We start from the raw sequence: 18,308 nt of genomic DNA, 5'->3' as shown, positions 1-18,308 counted from the left end.
CGCTCGTTGAGCGAGCGTCGGCGGGCCGACACGATGGAGAAGAGACAATCATGACCGAGCCGTTCGACGCCGTCGACGTCATTCGCGCCCAGCGTGACAAGACCGGGCTTTCCGAAGACGCACTGCGTTGGATGATCGACGCGTACACCCGCGAATACGTCACCGATGCGCAGATGTCGGCGTTCGCGATGGCGGTGCTGCTCAACGGCATGAGCCGTGACGAGATCCGTGTGATGACCGACGCGATGATCGCCTCGGGCGAGCGCATGAGCTTCGCCGGACTGGGCAAGCACACCGTCGACAAACACTCCACCGGCGGAGTGGGCGACAAGATCACCCTGCCGTTGGCGCCGCTCGTGGCCTCGTTCGGCGTCGCGGTTCCGCAGCTGTCGGGCCGCGGGCTCGGCCACACCGGCGGCACGCTCGACAAACTGGAGTCGATCCCGGGGTGGCGGGCCGCGCTTTCGAACGACGAAATGCGCGACCAGCTGCGCGATCTCGGGGCCGTCATCTGCGCTGCCGGCTCGGGCCTGGCCCCGGCCGACAAGCGGCTGTATGCGCTGCGCGATGTGACCGGCACGGTCGAAGCGGTGCCGCTGATCGCCTCGAGCATCATGTCGAAGAAGATCGCCGAGGGCACCGACGCGCTCGTGCTCGATGTCAAGGTGGGCTCGGGCGCGTTCATGCACGACCTTGAACGCGCGCGCGAACTGGCCCGCACGATGGTGGCGCTGGGCACCGATTCGGGAGTGTCGACGACGGCCCTGATCACCGACATGAACACGCCGCTCGGGCGGGCCGTGGGCAACGCCAACGAGGTGCGCGAGTCGATCGAGGTGCTCGCCGGCGGGGGACCGGCCGACGTGGTCGAACTGACCGTCGCGCTGGCCCGCGAGATGCTTGCTCTGGCCGGGCAGCCCGACGCCGACGTCGAAGCCGCTCTGCACAACGGTCGTGCCATGGACGTGTGGCGCGCGATGATCCGTGCGCAGGGCGGCGATCCCGACGCCGAGCTGCCCACGCCCCGCGAGACGCACACGGTCACGGCCGCGGCATCCGGCGTGCTCACCCGCCTCGACGCGTGGGCCGTGGGCATCGCCGCCTGGCGGCTGGGTGCGGGCCGCGCGCGGCCGCAAGATCGCGTGGTGCACGCCGCCGGCATCGAACTGCACGTCAAGCCGGGTGATAGCGTGGTCGCCGGTCAGCCGCTGCTCACGCTCGGCGCCGACGACGCCTCGCGTCTGCCGCGCGCCCTCGAAGCCCTCGAGAATGCGTACAGCATCGGCGAGAGCACCGAACCTCGCTCGATCATTGTCGAGCGCATCACCGCGTGACGCGGCATCCCACCACGTGCAAGGAGCATCATGCCCATCGACCAGAACGGCGACGCCCGCATCGGCGGCGTCTCACTGCGCAGCCTTCCGAAGATTTCGCTGCACGACCACCTCGACGGCGGCGTTCGTCCGGCGACCATCATCGAGCTCGCGGATGCCGCGGGCATCGAGGTTCCCGAGCATGACGCGGCAGCGCTGGGCGACTGGTTCGCCCGACAGAGCGACTCCGGCTCGCTGGTCGAGTACCTGAAGACCTTCGACCTGACGATCGCTGTCATGCAGACCCGCGAGGGGCTGACCCGTGTGGCACGCGAGTTCGTCGACGACCTCGTGGCCGACGGCGTCATCTACGCCGAGGTGCGCTGGGCGCCCGAGCAGCACCTGAACGGTGGGCTGAGCCTGGACGAGGCCGTCGCCGCCGTGCAGGAGGGCATCGAGCAGGGGCAGGATGCCGCGCACGCGGCCGGGCGCGACATCCGCGTGGGGCAGCTGATCAGTGCCATGCGCCACACCGACCGCGCTCTCGAGATCGCGAAGCTCGCCGTGTCGTGGCGCGACCGGGGAGCGGTCGGATTCGACATCGCCGGACCCGAAGACGGCTTTCCTCCGTCGCGGCTGCGTGAGGCGTTCGACTATCTCGCCGCGGAATTCTTCCCGGCCACCGTGCACGCGGGCGAGGCAGCCGGCGTCGACTCGATCCGCTCGGCGCTGATCGACGGGCGCGCGCTGCGGCTGGGCCACGGCGTGCGCGTGGCCGAAGACATCGAGACGATCTCGGAAGACGGCGACGATGTGCAGGTGCGGCTGGGGTCGCTGGCCCAGTGGGTGCGCGATCGGGAGATTCCGCTCGAGCTCTCGCCCAGCTCGAACCTGCAGACCGGTGCCATCGCGGCGTGGGGCAACGTGCTGGCCGACCACCCGTTCGACCTGCTCTACCAGGTGGGTTTCGCCGTGACGGTGAACGTCGACAACCGCACGATGAGCCGCACTTCGCTCACCCGTGAACTGGCGCTGCTGGCCGAGACGTTCGACTACGACCTGGCTGACCTCGAGACGTTCCAGCTGAACGCCGCCGCCGCGGCGTTCCTGCCGATCGAGGAGCGCGAAGAGCTCATCGAGCTGATCGCCGAGGGCTTCGGCGACTGACGGCTGCGGCGGGGTTCCCGGCGGTGCGGCTGCCGGCGAGTTGTCGGCGGTGCCGGCGGTGTTGCCCACGTCGCGCGTTCAGAACTCAGCTATGCGCGGCGGGGTGGGCCGTGGTGGATGGGAAATGTGGTGAGGTGGTCGCCTCTTGTGGTGCGGTCGCGAGGCGCGGATGCTGTTGGTAGCTGGTGGCTGATGCCGATTCAACTGTGGTGCGGAAAGTCCGTGACTCAGCTTGGTACGGGAAGCCGCCACGGGACCCGTGGATTGTCGCCTTAGAGCACGCGCGTCAGACTCCTGACCTTTCTGGCTCCCCGCCACCAGTAGTGAACAGGTGAGAGGAGATTGGGATGGATCTGTTGCATCCTCGAGCGGCGGGGATCGATATCTCAAAGAGGGATGCCAAGGTAGCCATTCGGGTGCAGTCCGAGGGTGGGAAGGTGTCCACGCAGGTCACGACGTGGGGCTCGATGACGGGTCAGGTCCTCGAACTCGCCGATTTCCTGCGCTCGCAGGGGGTGACCACGGTGGTGATGGAAGCGACCAGTGATTACTGGAAGCCGTTCTACTATCCGATGGAAGCGACCGGGCTGCCAGTGATGCTCGTCAACGCCCGGCAGGCCAGGAACATCCCGGGCCGGAAGTCGGACGTGTCTGATGCGGCATGGCTGGCGGATCTGGGTGCGCACGGGCTGTTGCGGGCCTCGTTCGTGCCCGCGCCGGATATCCGCCGGTTGCGGGACCTGACCCGGGCCCGTCAGATGCTCGTCCATGACCGCACCCGGGTCAAGCAGCGGTTGGAGAAGTCGCTGGAATCGTCCGGCACGAAACTGTCCGTCGTGGTGGCCGATTTGAATGGTGTCTCCGCGCGCCGGATGCTGGACGCGCTCGTGGCCGGGGAACGGGACCCCCGCTCGCTTGCCGCGCTCGCGCACCCGCGCATGAGAGCGACCCAGGACGAGTTGGCCGCCGCGCTTACCGGCAGGTTCACGGAACATGACGCGTTCATGGTCGGCCAGCACCTGACGCACTACGACTTGCTCACCGGTCAGATCGATGCGCTCACGGCGCGTATCGAGGAGGAGATCGCGCCCTTTCGTCTCGCCCGGGAGCTGTTGACCACGATCCCGGGAATCGCGGAACCGACCGCTGATGTGATCATCGCCGAGACCGGCGGGGACATGTCGATCTTCCCGACCGCGGCCCACCTCGCGTCCTGGGCGGGTGTATCGCCCGGGATGCACGAGTCCGCCGGGAAACGGAAATCGAGCACCACCCGGCCCGGGAACCGTTACCTCAAAGAAGCGCTCGGCAACGCAGCCAGCAGCAACGCGAAGAAGGGCTCCAACACGTACCTCGCCCGCCGTCAACGCCGCATCTCCGCACGCCGCGGGAAAATGCGAGCCCTCGTAGCCACCGAACACGCGATCCTTACCGCGGTATGGAACATGCTCTCCCGCGGCGAAGCATTCACCGATCTGACACCCCCGCCAGCGAATACCGAACGCCAGAAGAAATCGCACCTCCGAGCACTCGAACACCTCGGCTACAAAGTCACCCTCGCACCCGCCGCCTGACCCAACCAGGAGCAGCCCGCACGTTCCCCATTTACACGTCAGGAGCGCGAAGAGCTCATCGAGCTGATCGCCGAGGGCTTCGGCGACTGACGGCTGCGGCGGGGTTCCCGGCGGTGCGGCTGCCGGCGAGTTGTCGGCGGTGCCGGCGGTGTTGCCCACGTCGCGCGTTCAGAACTCAGCTATGCGCGGCGGGGTGGGCCGTGGTGGATGGGAAATGTGGTGAGGTGGTCGCCTCTTGTGGTGCGGTCGCGAGGCGCGGATGCTGTTGGTAGCTGGTGGCTGATGCCGATTCAACTGTGGTGCGGAAAGTCCGTGACTCAGCTTGGTACGGGAAGCCGCCACGGGACCCGTGGATTGTCGCCTTAGAGCACGCGCGTCAGACTCCTGACCTTTCTGGCTCCCCGCCACCAGTAGTGAACAGGTGAGAGGAGATTGGGATGGATCTGTTGCATCCTCGAGCGGCGGGGATCGATATCTCAAAGAGGGATGCCAAGGTAGCCATTCGGGTGCAGTCCGAGGGTGGGAAGGTGTCCACGCAGGTCACGACGTGGGGCTCGATGACGGGTCAGGTCCTCGAACTCGCCGATTTCCTGCGCTCGCAGGGGGTGACCACGGTGGTGATGGAAGCGACCAGTGATTACTGGAAGCCGTTCTACTATCCGATGGAAGCGACCGGGCTGCCAGTGATGCTCGTCAACGCCCGGCAGGCCAGGAACATCCCGGGCCGGAAGTCGGACGTGTCTGATGCGGCATGGCTGGCGGATCTGGGTGCGCACGGGCTGTTGCGGGCCTCGTTCGTGCCCGCGCCGGATATCCGCCGGTTGCGGGACCTGACCCGGGCCCGTCAGATGCTCGTCCATGACCGCACCCGGGTCAAGCAGCGGTTGGAGAAGTCGCTGGAATCGTCCGGCACGAAACTGTCCGTCGTGGTGGCCGATTTGAATGGTGTCTCCGCGCGCCGGATGCTGGACGCGCTCGTGGCCGGGGAACGGGACCCCCGCTCGCTTGCCGCGCTCGCGCACCCGCGCATGAGAGCGACCCAGGACGAGTTGGCCGCCGCGCTTACCGGCAGGTTCACGGAACATGACGCGTTCATGGTCGGCCAGCACCTGACGCACTACGACTTGCTCACCGGTCAGATCGATGCGCTCACGGCGCGTATCGAGGAGGAGATCGCGCCCTTTCGTCTCGCCCGGGAGCTGTTGACCACGATCCCGGGAATCGCGGAACCGACCGCTGATGTGATCATCGCCGAGACCGGCGGGGACATGTCGATCTTCCCGACCGCGGCCCACCTCGCGTCCTGGGCGGGTGTATCGCCCGGGATGCACGAGTCCGCCGGGAAACGGAAATCGAGCACCACCCGGCCCGGGAACCGTTACCTCAAAGAAGCGCTCGGCAACGCAGCCAGCAGCAACGCGAAGAAGGGCTCCAACACGTACCTCGCCCGCCGTCAACGCCGCATCTCCGCACGCCGCGGGAAAATGCGAGCCCTCGTAGCCACCGAACACGCGATCCTTACCGCGGTATGGAACATGCTCTCCCGCGGCGAAGCATTCACCGATCTGACACCCCCGCCAGCGAATACCGAACGCCAGAAGAAATCGCACCTCCGAGCACTCGAACACCTCGGCTACAAAGTCACCCTCGCACCCGCCGCCTGACCCAACCAGGAGCAGCCCGCACGTTCCCCATTTACACGTCAGCTCATTTCGGCCGCGACCGGCAGTTAGGGCGTGTTTTGGGTGGGCTGGCGGTGGTTTGGGCTGAGTTCTGATCGCGGATCAAGCGGCTCGGTGCCTCTCGGTCATTCTCGGTGCATCCCCAGCCCTGCCGGTGTGGCCGCGGGCGGCGGGGCTGCCGGTGTGGCTGCCTGTGGGGCTGTCGGCGGTGTTGCCCACGTCGCGCGTTCAGAACTCAGCTATGCGCGGCGGGGTGGGCCGTGGCGGATGGGAAATGTGGTGAGGTGGTCGCCTCTTGTGGTGCGGTCGCGAGGCGCGGATGCTGTTGGTAGCTGGTGGCTGATGCCGATTCAACTGTGGTGCGGAAAGTCCGTGACTCAGCTTGGTACGGGAAGCCGCCACGGGACCCGTGGATTGTCGCCTTAGAGCACGCGCGTCAGACTCCTGACCTTTCTGACTCCCCGCCACCAGTAATGAACAGGTGAGAGGAGATTGGGATGGATCTGTTGCATCCTCGAGCGGCGGGGATCGATATCTCAAAGAGGGATGCCAAGGTAGCCATTCGGGTGCAGTCCGAGGGTGGGAAGGTGTCCACGCAGGTCACGACGTGGGGCTCGATGACGGGTCAGGTCCTCGAACTCGCCGATTTCCTGCGCTCGCAGGGGGTGACCACGGTGGTGATGGAAGCGACCAGTGATTACTGGAAGCCGTTCTACTATCCGATGGAAGCGACCGGGCTGCCAGTGATGCTCGTCAACGCCCGGCAGGCCAGGAACATCCCGGGCCGGAAGTCGGACGTGTCTGATGCGGCATGGCTGGCGGATCTGGGTGCGCACGGGCTGTTGCGGGCCTCGTTCGTGCCCGCGCCGGATATCCGCCGGTTGCGGGACCTGACCCGGGCCCGTCAGATGCTCGTCCATGACCGCACCCGGGTCAAGCAGCGGTTGGAGAAGTCGCTGGAATCGTCCGGCACGAAACTGTCCGTCGTGGTGGCCGATTTGAATGGTGTCTCCGCGCGCCGGATGCTGGACGCGCTCGTGGCCGGGGAACGGGACCCCCGCTCGCTTGCCGCGCTCGCGCACCCGCGCATGAGAGCGACCCAGGACGAGTTGGCCGCCGCGCTTACCGGCAGGTTCACGGAACATGACGCGTTCATGGTCGGCCAGCACCTGACGCACTACGACTTGCTCACCGGTCAGATCGATGCGCTCACGGCGCGTATCGAGGAGGAGATCGCGCCCTTTCGTCTCGCCCGGGAGCTGTTGACCACGATCCCGGGAATCGCGGAACCGACCGCTGATGTGATCATCGCCGAGACCGGCGGGGACATGTCGATCTTCCCGACCGCGGCCCACCTCGCGTCCTGGGCGGGTGTATCGCCCGGGATGCACGAGTCCGCCGGGAAACGGAAATCGAGCACCACCCGGCCCGGGAACCGTTACCTCAAAGAAGCGCTCGGCAACGCAGCCAGCAGCAACGCGAAGAAGGGCTCCAACACGTACCTCGCTCGCCGTCAACGCCGCATCTCCGCGCGCCGCGGGAAAATGCGAGCCCTCGTAGCCACCGAACACGCGATCCTTACCGCGGTATGGAACATGCTCTCCCGCGGCGAAGCATTCACCGATCTGACACCCCCGCCAGCGAATACCGAACGCCAGAAGAAATCGCACCTCCGAGCACTCGAACACCTCGGCTACAAAGTCACCCTCGCACCCGCCGCCTGACCCAACCAGGAGCAGCCCGCACGTTCCCCATTTACACGTCAGCCGAATTCGATGCAGACCGGGCCGATCGGCCCGTTTCCGGCGTGGGAGAGCGCGGATGAGCTGAGTTCTACGCGGTCGGGTGCCCCCATAGGCTGTTCAGGTGACCGAATCCGCCGCACCCCGCACCCTGTCCGACGGCGCGATGCTGCGCGAGGCCCGACCGGGCGACGAGCCCGGCATTCTCGCGTGCATCCAGGCGCTGGCCGAATACGAACGCGAGCCCGACGCCGTCGAGAACACTGCCGACATGCTGCACACGACGCTGTTCGGCACCGATCCGCATGCTTTCGCGCACGTCGTCGAGCGTGACGGGCGCATCGTCGGCATCGCGCTGTGGTTCCTCACGTATTCGACCTGGACCGGCCGACACGGCATCTGGCTCGAAGACCTCTTCGTGTACGAGTCCGAGCGCGGACGCGGCTATGGCACGGCGCTGATCGCCACCCTCGCCGACCTCTGCATCGCCCGCGGTTACACCCGCCTGGAGTGGACAGTGCTCGACTGGAATGCGCCCTCGATAGCTTTCTACCGGAGCTTGGGTGCCCAGCCCCTGGACGAGTGGACGACGCAGAGACTGGATGCGGCGACCCTTGACGCCGTGGCGGCGCGCGCGCCGCGGCATCCGTCTCTTCCGAACGTCGGAGGCCCGCACTAGCCTCAGGCGCGTGGTGCATGAGCTGACACGGGACCAGGCGCGGCGCATCATCGTGCGCGCCCAGCTGCTCGATGCGGATCGCCCGGGCGATGTCGTAGAGGTGGCCGAACAGCTCGGCTACCTCAAGATCGATCCGACCGCGGTGATAGCGCCGTGCGAGCACACCACGCTGTGGAGCCGGATCGGCTGGTCGTACGAGACCGGGCAGCTCAAGAAGGCCGTCGAAGACGACCGGCTGCTCTTCGAGCTCGACGGCGCGTATCGACCCACGAGCCTGCTGCCGCTCATGCGCGCGGGCATGCGACGTTGGCCGCAGCACGCGGGGTGGCGGCAGTGGATGCAGGCCAACGAGGCGTTCGCGAAGGAGGTTGTGGCACGGCTGCGCGCCGAGGGGCCGTTGCGGGCCGAGCAGATCCCCGATACGGCGGCGGTGATGCTCGACACGTCCGACGGCTGGTACGGGCCCAACCAGGTTCCGCGCATGCTCGAGGCCCTCAGTCGGCAGGGTGTGGTCGCGGTGACGGCGCGCGAGGGGCGGGTGCGCGTGTGGGATGTCGCCGAGCGCGTCTTTCCGCAGGATCTGCCGGCATATCCCGATGATGAAGCCGACCGGATGCTGCGCGAACGGAGGTTGCAGGCGGCAGGTCTCGCGAAGCAGAACTCCCCGTGGACGCGCGTGGGCGATGCCGGTGAAGCTGCGCGCGTCGAGGGATCGACGTGGAAGTGGCGGGTCGATCCGCAGGCACTCGAACGCGTTGACGACGAGGTCGACGGGCGGGTGGCCCTCCTCAACCCGTATGACGGGATGCTGGCCGATCGGCCACGGCTCAAAGAGGTGTTCGAGTTCGAATTCGTGCTCGAGCAGTTCAAGCCCAAGGCGCAACGCGTGTACGGCTATTTCGCGCATCCGATCCTGATGGGCGACCGGTTCGTGGGCCTGCTCGACGCGGCGGTGGACAAGAAGGAGGGGATGCTGCGCGTCGACGCCATCCATGAGCTCATACCGCTCGAGCCCGAGGAGATGGAGATGATCCGCGCCGAGATCGCCGAGCTCGCGCAGTGGCTGGGGGTTCCGGTGGCCGAACAGCGATGAGACCGCGCGGCCGGTTCTAGACTGCCGACGTGCCCATACGGCGCGCGCGAGGGAGGAAGAACTATGCAACTGGGAATGATCGGACTCGGACGGATGGGCGCCAACATCGTGCGTCGACTGATGCGCGACGGGCACGAATGCGTGGTGTTCGACACAAATCCCGACGCCGTCGCCGCTCTCGTGGCCGAGGGCGCGACCGGCGCCGACAGCCTCGACGACCTCGCCGGCAAGCTCAGCGCGCCGCGCGCCGCATGGGTCATGGTTCCGGCATCCATCACAGGAAAGGTCGTCGACCAGCTTGCTGCTGCCTTCGAGAGCGGCGACGCGATCATCGACGGCGGCAACTCGAACTACCGCGACGACGTGCGGCGGGCGGCAGCGCTGGAGAAGAGCGGCATCGATTACATCGATGCGGGCACCTCGGGTGGCGTGTTCGGCCTCGAGCGCGGCTACTGCCTAATGATCGGGGGGCCGGATGCCGCGGTGGCGCGTCTGGAGCCCATCTTCAAGACCATCGCCCCCGGCGCCGGCGAGATCGAGCGCACCCCGGGCCGCGGAGGCGACTACGCACCCGAGGAGCAGGGGTACCTGCACTGCGGCCCCAGCGGTGCCGGGCACTTCGTCAAGATGGTGCACAACGGCATCGAGTACGGGATCATGGCCGCGCTCGCCGAAGGACTGAACATTCTGCACAACGCCGATGCCGGCACCCGTGAGGCCGAGCACTCCGCCGAGATCGCGCCGCTGGAAGAACCGGAGTTCTACAAGTTCGACATCGAGACCCCCAAAGTCGCCGAGCTGTGGCGGCGCGGATCGGTGATCTCGTCGTGGCTGCTCGATCTCACCGCCGCCGCTTTGGAGGAGAATCACGATCTCGACGGTCTTGCCGGGCGGGTGTCGGACTCGGGCGAGGGGCGCTGGACCGTCAAGGCCGCCGTTGATGTCGGTGTGCCGGCGCCCGTGCTGGCGGCATCCCTCTTCGAACGTTTCGCCTCGCGCGACGAAGACCACTACGCGAACCAGCTGTTGTCGGCGATGCGGCTGCAGTTCGGCGGGCACACCGAGCTGCCCACCGGCGACGTGCTCGAAGCCGGCGGCCGAAAGACCGACGCGCAGGGGTAGGGGCGGATCGGTAGTCTGACGAGGTGGATCTCGAAGACGCACGCCTGCTCGCGGTCGAACTCGCACGTGAGGCCGGGGATTTCGCGGTGGCCGAGCGCAACCGCGCGGAGGTCGAGCTGAAGGGCGAGTGCGGTGACGTCGTCACCTACGTCGACCGCGAATGCGAGCGCAGGATCGTCGAGCGCATCCTCGAGAGGTATCCGGGCCATGCCATCCTCGGCGAGGAGACCGGCACGCACGGCCCGGCCGATGCAGAGTACCGGTGGCTCATCGATCCGCTCGACGGCACCAACAACTATGTGCTCGGCATCGACTATTTCGGGTCGTGCGTGACCCTGTGCCGCGGTGACGAGGCCATCGTGGCGGTGATGCACAACTCGACCTCGCGGCACACGTACTCCGCGGTCGCCGGCCGTGGCACCCTCGTCGACGAGCATCCCCTCACGATGCCCGCGCCCGCGGCTTTGAAACGGGCGACGGTGGCGTGGACGCAGGGCTACAACACCTCGCCCTATGACGAGCCGCGCAACGCGGCTTTCGCATCGCTCGAGTATCGCGCGCGGCGCGTGCTGCGCACGTGGTGCCCCGCCGTGGACTGGGGGCTGATCATCAGCGGGACAGTGGCCGGCATGGTCGCGTACCGGTCGGAGGAGTGGGATCGCATCGGGGGAGTGCTGCTGGCCCGCGAGGCCGGTGCCGCCGTGCGCACCTTCGAGGGATGGACGGTGGCGGCCCACCCTTCGCTGATCGACGAGCTCGTGGCGACACTGGGGATCGGAAATCATCCGGGCTGAGCGTCGTCGCGCAGAACATCGTGCTGCTGATCAGATCCCGCGCGCGAAGAACTCTCGCAGCACCGCGGCCACCTGATCGGGCTGGTCGACCGCAGCCTGATGGCGCAGCCGGGGAAACGTGATGCGCTGTGCGCGCGGGAGCACCAGCTCGAGCTCGTCGAGCGCACGCGTGAGGAATGCGGGGCTCTTTCCGCCGCCCAGAAGCAGCACGTCGGCGGTGACGCCTGCGTAGTCGCGCGCCCGATCGGCCAGCTCATCGATGATCGCGACGTCGTAGTGCCAGGTGGGTACGAGATCCCTGATCGAGACCTCGCCCTCGGCGAGGCTTTCGTGACGCAGCACGAATTCGAGCATCGGGGCGGCGAGGTGCGGAATGCGTGACATCACCGGATCGATCCGCAGACCACGCATGCCGGTGATGAGGGCCGCTGCGATCCTGCCGGCCGAGACCTCGGCCTCGTACCGGTCGACCCAGGCGCGAGGTACGGAGCCGTTGATCGACAGTGGCGGCTCGTAGAGGGCGAGGCGGGTGATGCTGTCGGTGGTGCGCACAGCCTCCAGGCTGACCAGAGCGCCGGAACTGAGCGCGAAGAGGTCGTGGGCGCCGGCGTCATCGATCACGGCTCGGATGTCGGCTGCTTCACGGTCGACGATGCGCGAGGCGCCGTCGCCGTACGGGCCGCTCATGCCGCGGCCGCGTCGATCGGGCACGATGACCTCGAACTCGTCGGCGAGCTCTGCCGCCAGCGCGACGAGGTGCTGGGAGGCCAGGAGCCCACCGTGCACCAGTACGAGCGGCGGTCCTGATCCCGTACGACGGAAGCCGATCGGCGTGCCGTCGGATGAGCGGACGGAATGGGTCGTGAACGTGCTCATGGATCGATGGTGCCCGTGCCCGCATTCACGGCACTGTCGTGGCACTGTCGTGACCCGCGAGTAGGGTGCCGTGCATGACCAGGTACGCCATCGATGCCGGTACGGCACTGCGTATCATCCTCGATGATCGTCAGGTCGCCGCGGGCCATTCGCTTGTGGGCGCGGCCGTCCTGCGTTCGCACACCTCCGCGCAGCTGTATCGGCGGGTCAGAACCGGCGAGCTCGAGCCGAAAACGGGCCGCGATCTGCTGGAGCGCGTCGCCGAGCTGAAGATCCGTCTGCTCGGCGACCGCGGCTCGCGCGCCGCGGCGTGGAAGATCGCGAACGAGCTGGGGTGGGACGAGCTCGGCCCCGCGGAGTATCTGGCGGTCGCTGTTCTGCAGGCGGACGCTCTCATCACCGCCGACCCCACCCTCGAATCCGCCGCCGAAGCCCGGGTGCGCGTCGCCGATTATGACGAGCTGTTCACGTGAGGGTGATCGCGGCTAGGCCGCCGACCGCTCTGGTACAGGCCGCCGCCGAAGTGTCGCCGAGGTGATCGGCGGGGTGTTGTACTCCAGATCCATGCGGCCGACGCCGGTGCCCGGCGCGACGATGGCATCGATTCGGTCGAGCAGCTCGTCGGAGAGTGCCGTGTCGTGCCGAGGACCTCATCCATGCGCTCAGCCGGCTGGCCGACGCTCCCACAGCCGGTGTCGACGCAGAGGGTGGTGCGTGCGCAGAGGGTCGTGTATCGCGCATGACCGAGGTGTTGCTGGACGGGCTGCTCACGCGCTGACCGTAGGCCCATCGAACGGCGCGCCGCTGCTCGAATCGCGCCCTGCCCATAATGAATGAGCGCCACCCCTTACGGGGCAGCGCTCATTCGTTCGGCGGAGGATAGGGGATTCGAACCCCTGAGAGCTCTCACTCAACACGCTTTCCAAGCGTGCGCCATAGGCCACTAGGCGAATCCTCCAGCAGCCCCTGGAGGGCCGCAGACCATCCTACCGGGTCGGCGTGGATGCTCCATCCCGAGCCCCGTCCCGAGCGAAAACGCTGCCCGGCCGCACCAACAGCGAGCGGGGGAAAAGCAACGCCCGCGTCCGTGCACCGCCGCTCACCGACAGATACAGCCCGGTGCGCACCGCGGCTGCGGCATCCACCACCGCACGCCCGTCGCGTGTGCCGCCCGCATCCGCGTAAGCGGCCTGCTCCACCGCGTGCACGAGGCGCAGCGTCTCGGCCTCAGGCGCCCCGTGATCACGGACGAGGCGCGCGCCGAAGACCCGCGCCGACTCCGAGACCGGCACCGGAATGCCCAGGTCGATCGCCGCATCGCGCACGGAGTTCCAGGCGGCCAGAGTGTCGCCGTGGTGAGCCGCGGCATCCCGACGCCGCCGACGCAGCGTGCCGCACAGCAGCGGTACGAGCAGCAGCAGCACGACGCCGGCCGCGCCCAGCGCCCACGGCAGCAGATTCACGCCCGCGTGCGCGCTGTCGCCGGTGTTCGCGTCGTCGGCGCGCAGACCGTCGGGGTCGGCCCGGTCGGAGGGACTGGGCGCGGTGGTCGGTGTCGCCGACGGCGCGTCGGTGGGACTGACATCGTCGCCGCCGCCCGCAGAGGCGGGCAGGAAACCGGTCGGGGCGCCCAGACTCTTCGTCGGCTCGAACGCCACCCAGCCGATTCCCGAGAAGTAGACCTCGGGCCACGCGTGCAATTGTGTGCTCGAGACGGTGTAGACGACGGAGTCGCCGTTGACGATGCCCGAGGTGTCGGGCGTGCCCGGCAGATATCCGACGACGATGCGCGACGACATCCCCAGCACCCGCGCCATCATCGCGAACGCCGACGCGAAGTGGACGCAGTAACCGCTCTTCGCTTCGAGGAACGAGGCGATCGCCGACACGCCCGAACCGTCGAAGCCCTCTTGCACGGGTGCGGACAGCGAGTACTGGAAATCGGGGCCGCGGAACCAGTTCTGCAGCGCGAGCAGGGCGTCGTAGTCGGTGGTCGTCCCCGCCGTGACCCGGCGGGCGTCCTCGGTGATGATCGTCGGAATGACCGCCTGCAGTCCGAGAGTGTCGGCATCGCCGCTGTGTGCTGTGCTCGCCTCGATCTGCTCGAGGGTCGGCTCCGGCACCTCGGTGGTCACCGTGTAGTCGGCTCCCGAGGTCGATGTCGTGCCGTTGCTGACGATGGTGCGGTTCGATGTCATCGCCAGCCAGCCGTCGCCGACGCCGGTCACGTCGGTCGCCGGGTACGGAACGGGCAGATAGCGGGCGCTGAGGTGCTCGATGTGGATCTTCGTGGTCGTCTTCTTGACGGCGATGTCCGCGCCGGCGTCGGAGATGCCCAGGCCATCGCCGTCGCCCAGCGGCGCGGTCGCGGTGAAATCCGGCTTCCAGATGTCGTCGTTGAACGACGACAGGCTGGCCGCGCGCAGATAGGGCGCCCCGACGCCGGTCGTGGTCAGGGTGAGCACGGTGACCGGGTCGGGCCGGCGCAGATCGCGCCCGAGATCGAGCGAGGCGTTGATGGTCGATCCGCCCGGACCCCACGAGGCACGCGAGGGCGGCGTCGGCAGCAACGGGGTGGCGGCCACGGCGACCAGCACCGCCACCAGCCCGATCGACGCGGCGATCGCCGACGTGCTGCCGGGCGCGGTCGGCGCTGCCCGCGGCGGCTGATATCGGGTGCCGGTCTCGGCCCGCAGCAGGAAAAGGATCGCGGCGGCCAGCACCACGAACCCGATGACGTCGAACGGCCCGGGAACGGCCAGCGACGGGATCAACGACACCGCAATCAGTGCGATGGCGGCTGCCAGCGGCATCCGCGCGGTGATCACGACGTGGTCGACGACGATCATGATCAGCCCCGCGGCCGTCACGATGCAGAACGCGAGCGCGGTGGTCTCGGGCAGCGGCGCGACGCCGGTCTGGATCTGCTGCATGGCGTCGGCGATGAGCTCGGGAACCAGCCGGAATGCGTGCAGCGTCGGCACGACGAAGACGATGGCCGCCTCGCGCAGGAAGATACCGGTGACAAGCCCCACCCACACCGCTGCCTCGATGAGGCTGACCACCAGGGCCGGCAGAGTCGCCCGGCGTGCGATGAAGCCGGCCGCGAGCACGGCGAGCGAGACCACGAGCACTCCGGCGATCCACGCGCCCGGTGCTATGACGCTCGCCAGCGGCACCAGGGCCGCCAGCAGCGCCACCCACGATGCGATCGCCAGGGACACGTGTGCCCCGCTGCGTCGCGGTCGCCTGGGCGCGCTCATGATGCCGCCTCGGCGGCGGTCACGTCGGCGTGTGAGACGCGCAGCCATGCGTCGCGCAGTGAGGTGCCGGGGGCGATGGATGCCGCATACCAACCGGTCGCGGCGGCGCGCTCGATCACCTCGTCGGCGGGCTCGGTGCTCAGCAGCACGGGATGTGCGCTGTGCGCGGGGACCGGCGCGAGAACGTCGACGTCGGCGGCGGTCAGCGCGCCGGTGATGAGCACGAGCGGCCCTGTGGTCGATCCCGACCACAGTCGGGTCAGGGCGGCAAGGCTCAGCGAGCCGGCCGCCGTGACAGTTGCGAACCGGGCCACGAGAACCGCCACGGCCGATTGCTCACCGCCGGGCACGACTTCTGACAACGGCGAACCGTCAACATCGACCACCTGCACGGCATAGCCGTCGCGCACGAGCGCATTCACGGCCGACACGCAGGCGTCCACGGCCGCCTCGAACGACGCGTCGGCACCCGGCCGCGCCGCGGCATCCTCGCCCCATCGGCTCTTCGCGCGGTCCAGGACCACCGTGGCCTCGGGCGTCGACTCCTGCTCTTCTTGCCGCACCATGAGCATGTCGCGATGTGCTGTGGCCCGCCAGTGGATGCGTCGCATCGAATCGCCCGGTTGATACGGGCGTGCTATCAGGTTGTCGGTGCCCTGGCCCAAACGCGTCGTCGTGGCCTGCAGCATCCCACCCGTCGCCCCGGCGAAAGCGGTCAGCGGTGGCAGGTCGATGCACTGCGGTGTGACGATGAGGCGCGTGGTCTCGCCCACTTCGGCCACGCGGCGGGCGATGCCGAACGGATCGCGGATGGTCAGATCGAGGGGTCCGAGCCAATGGATGCCGCGCTGGGTCGCATGCAGTTCATAGACCAGGTCGACAGCGCGGTCACCGCCGCGCAGCCCCGACCCGAGTGCGGGAAAGCGGCCGTCGGAGCGCCCGTCGAGGCCCTCGGGCACGCGGTCTTCCCAGGTTCCGGGCGTCGTCGGCAGCGCGGTGCGCACGCCCACGTGCACGGTGACCCGCGTGTCGTCGCCGACGGCGACGGTGGCCGGAGACGAGGTGCGGCTCAGCGACACGTCACGCCGCGTGATGTGCAGGGCTATCAGGCTGACCACCACCAGCGCCACCAGGAACACCCCGAAGGCCAGCAGCTGCACCGAACCGAGTTGGGCTGCCGCGATGAAGCACGCCAGGGCCAGCACGCCTGCGGCGGTGCCCCGGACGGTGAGCGGCCAGGCGCGTCTCATCTCATGCTCCGGGTGTGAGCGGCACCGCCACCGTGGAGATCAGGCGCTGCAGGATAGCGGTGACGGCATCGGGGCCACTGCGCCCGCGCACGCTGGTCGCGCGTGCGGGGATGAGCCGGTGCGCGAACACCGGAATCAGCAGCGCGGTGATGTCGTCGGGAATGACGAAGGCCCGGCCGTCCAGTGCCGCCCAGACCTTCGCGGCCCGCACGAGCTGCAGCGTCGCTCGGGGGCTGGCACCCAGGCGCAGGTCGGGGTGCACCCGGGTGGCCTGCGCCAGCGCGACCGCATACTGCTCGACCGGAGACGAGACGTGCACACGTCGCGCCCACGAGATGAGGGCCCGCACCGAGGCGGCGTCGGTGACCGGGGTGATGGCCGTCAGCGGGTTGGCGACGTCGCGCTCACGCAGCATCTGCGCCTCGGCGGCGGCGTCGGGGTAGCCCATTGAGATGCGCATCATGAATCGATCGCGCTGGGCCTCGGGCAGGGCATACGTGCCCTCCATCTCGAGCGGGTTCTGCGTGGCGACGACCAGGAACGGATCGGGGAGGGGATGCGTGCGTCCGTCGACGGTGACCTGCCCCTCTTCCATGGCCTCCAGCAGCGCCGACTGGGTCTTCGGCGAAGAACGGTTGATCTCATCGGCGATCACGATGTTGGCGAACACCGCGCCGGGCTTGAACTCGAACTCGCGCTCGCCCGGATTGAACACCGAGATCCCGGTGACGTCGCTGGGCAGAAGGTCGGGGGTGAATTGGATGCGGCGTACTGTCGCATCGACGGTCGCCGCCAATGCCCGTGCGAGCATGGTCTTGCCCACGCCCGGCACGTCTTCGATCAGCAGATGACCCTCGGCCAGCAGCGTGACCAGGGCACTGCGTACGGCGTCGGGCTTGCCGTCGATGACCCGCGACACCTCCGCGACGATGCGTGCCGTGGTCTCTGCGAAATCGGTCGGGCTCATCTGCGGGGCGTCGGAGGGCGCGGGGGAGGATGTCGTCGTCTGCTGCATCGGCAGTCCTTCGCGAATCGGGTGCGGGCGCCGTCGCCCGTGTTCTCCGATCGTAACCCGCAGACGGCGCCCGAGTCACCGAGAACCGGCTGTGCGAATGCGGCACCGGCGTTCGGTTAGACTGGTGACAGCTCTCCGCGAGGCGGCATCCAGGCCAACTCCCCCAGGACGGAAACGTAGCAAGGGTAACCAGGCTCTGCCGGGTTCGCGGAGAGTCTTTCTTTTCCCATGCCGGGGTCAGTCCTGTCCGCGATTGCGTCGGCGGGCCGACCGTGGAGCACGGCCGCCGAGGTACGAGCGCGCCGGATCGACGATGAAGCCCTGGCGCAGGGCCTCGCGCCCGATCAGCATGCGAAAGCCCATCTCATCGCGGTTCGAGAGGGTCACCTCGGCGCTGATCCGCCGGCCCAGCAGCACGAGATCCATCAGAACGACGTAGCGCTCCTCGGTGTGCCCCGATGAACTGCGCACGATGCGCCGGTCGTGCACCGCGCACTCGTGGTCGACCGCGTCGTCGTCGGACTCCTGCCAGGGCAGCACGCGGAACCGCACCCGATCAGGGCTTCCCTCGACAGGCTGGATGTCGAAGGCGTGCAGCGACGATGAGCGGGCGCCGGTGTCGAGTTTGGCCTTCATCCAGCCGATGCCGAGTTCGGGCAGGCCGACCCATTCGCGCCACCCCGCGATGGTGCTTGGATGGATAACCTCGGTCATCCGTCCATCTTGGCAGGGCATCCC

General features: G+C 68.1%; 15 protein-coding genes, 1 tRNA gene and 1 other RNA gene. 11 read left to right on the top strand and 6 right to left on the bottom strand.

The features are described 5' to 3' along the window. Positions 1–50 precede the first annotated feature (50 nt). From ET475_RS01625 to ET475_RS01585, 9 genes are all read left to right on the top strand, one after another. Complete coding sequence (locus ET475_RS01625; RefSeq protein ID WP_129385402.1) at positions 51–1,334, top strand: thymidine phosphorylase; 1,284 nt, start codon at positions 51–53, stop codon at positions 1,332–1,334. 30 nt (positions 1,335–1,364) lie between these two features. Further along, positions 1,365–2,480, top strand: coding sequence for an adenosine deaminase (locus tag ET475_RS01620; protein ID WP_129385400.1), 1,116 nt, complete (start codon positions 1,365–1,367; stop codon positions 2,478–2,480). A 347-nt stretch (positions 2,481–2,827) separates the two neighbouring features. Next, positions 2,828–4,054, top strand: coding sequence for an IS110 family RNA-guided transposase (locus tag ET475_RS01615; protein ID WP_129385398.1), 1,227 nt, complete (start codon positions 2,828–2,830; stop codon positions 4,052–4,054). A gap of 437 nt (positions 4,055–4,491) precedes the next feature. Then, complete coding sequence (locus tag ET475_RS01610; protein ID WP_129385398.1) at positions 4,492–5,718, top strand: IS110 family RNA-guided transposase; 1,227 nt, start codon at positions 4,492–4,494, stop codon at positions 5,716–5,718. 515 nt (positions 5,719–6,233) lie between these two features. Further along, positions 6,234–7,460 carry an IS110 family RNA-guided transposase gene (locus ET475_RS01605; RefSeq protein ID WP_129385398.1) on the top strand — a complete coding sequence of 409 codons (1,227 nt, stop codon included), beginning with the start codon at positions 6,234–6,236 and terminating at the stop codon, positions 7,458–7,460. 184 nt (positions 7,461–7,644) lie between these two features. Then, positions 7,645–8,157 (top strand): GNAT family N-acetyltransferase, encoded by a 513-nt coding sequence (locus tag ET475_RS01600; RefSeq protein WP_129393527.1) that lies wholly within the window; start codon positions 7,645–7,647, stop codon positions 8,155–8,157. Between the two features lie 10 nt (positions 8,158–8,167). Beyond that, a complete protein-coding gene (locus ET475_RS01595; RefSeq protein WP_242497722.1) occupies positions 8,168–9,250 on the top strand; it encodes a DNA glycosylase AlkZ-like family protein in 1,083 nt (360 codons plus the stop codon). Positions 9,251–9,313: 63 nt separating this feature from the next. Further along, complete coding sequence (gene gnd, locus ET475_RS01590) at positions 9,314–10,372, top strand: phosphogluconate dehydrogenase (NAD(+)-dependent, decarboxylating) (RefSeq protein WP_129385395.1); 1,059 nt, start codon at positions 9,314–9,316, stop codon at positions 10,370–10,372. Positions 10,373–10,395: 23 nt separating this feature from the next. After that, positions 10,396–11,166 (top strand): inositol monophosphatase family protein, encoded by a 771-nt coding sequence (locus ET475_RS01585; protein WP_129385393.1) that lies wholly within the window; start codon positions 10,396–10,398, stop codon positions 11,164–11,166. Positions 11,167–11,196: 30 nt separating this feature from the next. On the opposite strand, the gene ET475_RS01580 is transcribed toward ET475_RS01585, so the two are convergent. Continuing rightward, on the bottom strand, positions 11,197–12,042 hold the full coding sequence (locus tag ET475_RS01580; RefSeq protein WP_129385391.1) for an alpha/beta fold hydrolase: 846 nt from the start codon (positions 12,040–12,042) through the stop codon (positions 11,197–11,199). A gap of 74 nt (positions 12,043–12,116) precedes the next feature. Between ET475_RS01580 and ET475_RS01575 the strand changes: the two genes are divergently transcribed. Then, the gene (locus ET475_RS01575) at positions 12,117–12,515 is read left to right on the top strand and encodes a hypothetical protein (RefSeq protein WP_129385389.1); all 399 of its coding nucleotides are present in this window, start codon (positions 12,117–12,119) and stop codon (positions 12,513–12,515) included. A 400-nt stretch (positions 12,516–12,915) separates the two neighbouring features. Here the strand turns inward: ET475_RS01575 and ET475_RS01565 are convergent. The 4 genes from ET475_RS01565 to ET475_RS01550 all read right to left on the bottom strand — a co-directional run bounded on the left by ET475_RS01565 (position 12,916) and on the right by ET475_RS01550 (position 17,570). Further along, positions 12,916–13,000: transfer RNA gene (locus ET475_RS01565), tRNA-Ser, on the bottom strand. A gap of 28 nt (positions 13,001–13,028) precedes the next feature. Further along, positions 13,029–15,266, bottom strand: coding sequence for a transglutaminase TgpA family protein (locus ET475_RS01560; RefSeq protein ID WP_242497721.1), 2,238 nt, complete (start codon positions 15,264–15,266; stop codon positions 13,029–13,031). Positions 15,267–15,301: 35 nt separating this feature from the next. After that, positions 15,302–16,555: a DUF58 domain-containing protein gene (locus ET475_RS01555; protein ID WP_129385385.1), complete on the bottom strand. Its 1,254-nt coding sequence runs from the start codon at positions 16,553–16,555 to the stop codon at positions 15,302–15,304. Between the two features lies 1 nt (position 16,556). Then, complete coding sequence (locus ET475_RS01550; RefSeq protein WP_422879932.1) at positions 16,557–17,570, bottom strand: AAA family ATPase; 1,014 nt, start codon at positions 17,568–17,570, stop codon at positions 16,557–16,559. A gap of 126 nt (positions 17,571–17,696) precedes the next feature. Here ET475_RS01550 and ffs point away from each other — a divergent pair. After that, an RNA gene (gene ffs, locus ET475_RS01545) (signal recognition particle sRNA small type) lies at positions 17,697–17,793 on the top strand. 14 nt (positions 17,794–17,807) lie between these two features. On the opposite strand, the gene ET475_RS01540 is transcribed toward ffs, so the two are convergent. Beyond that, the gene (locus tag ET475_RS01540; RefSeq protein ID WP_129385383.1) at positions 17,808–18,284 is read right to left on the bottom strand and encodes an ATP-dependent zinc protease family protein; all 477 of its coding nucleotides are present in this window, start codon (positions 18,282–18,284) and stop codon (positions 17,808–17,810) included. Between the last annotated feature and the right edge of the window lie 24 nt (positions 18,285–18,308).

The sequence above is a fragment of the Microbacterium protaetiae genome (assembly GCF_004135285.1).
In the GTDB taxonomy this organism is placed as follows: domain Bacteria; phylum Actinomycetota; class Actinomycetes; order Actinomycetales; family Microbacteriaceae; genus Microbacterium; species Microbacterium protaetiae.
The sequence above is the reverse complement of the archived record's forward strand: the minus strand, read 5'-3'. Positions and strand labels throughout refer to the sequence as shown.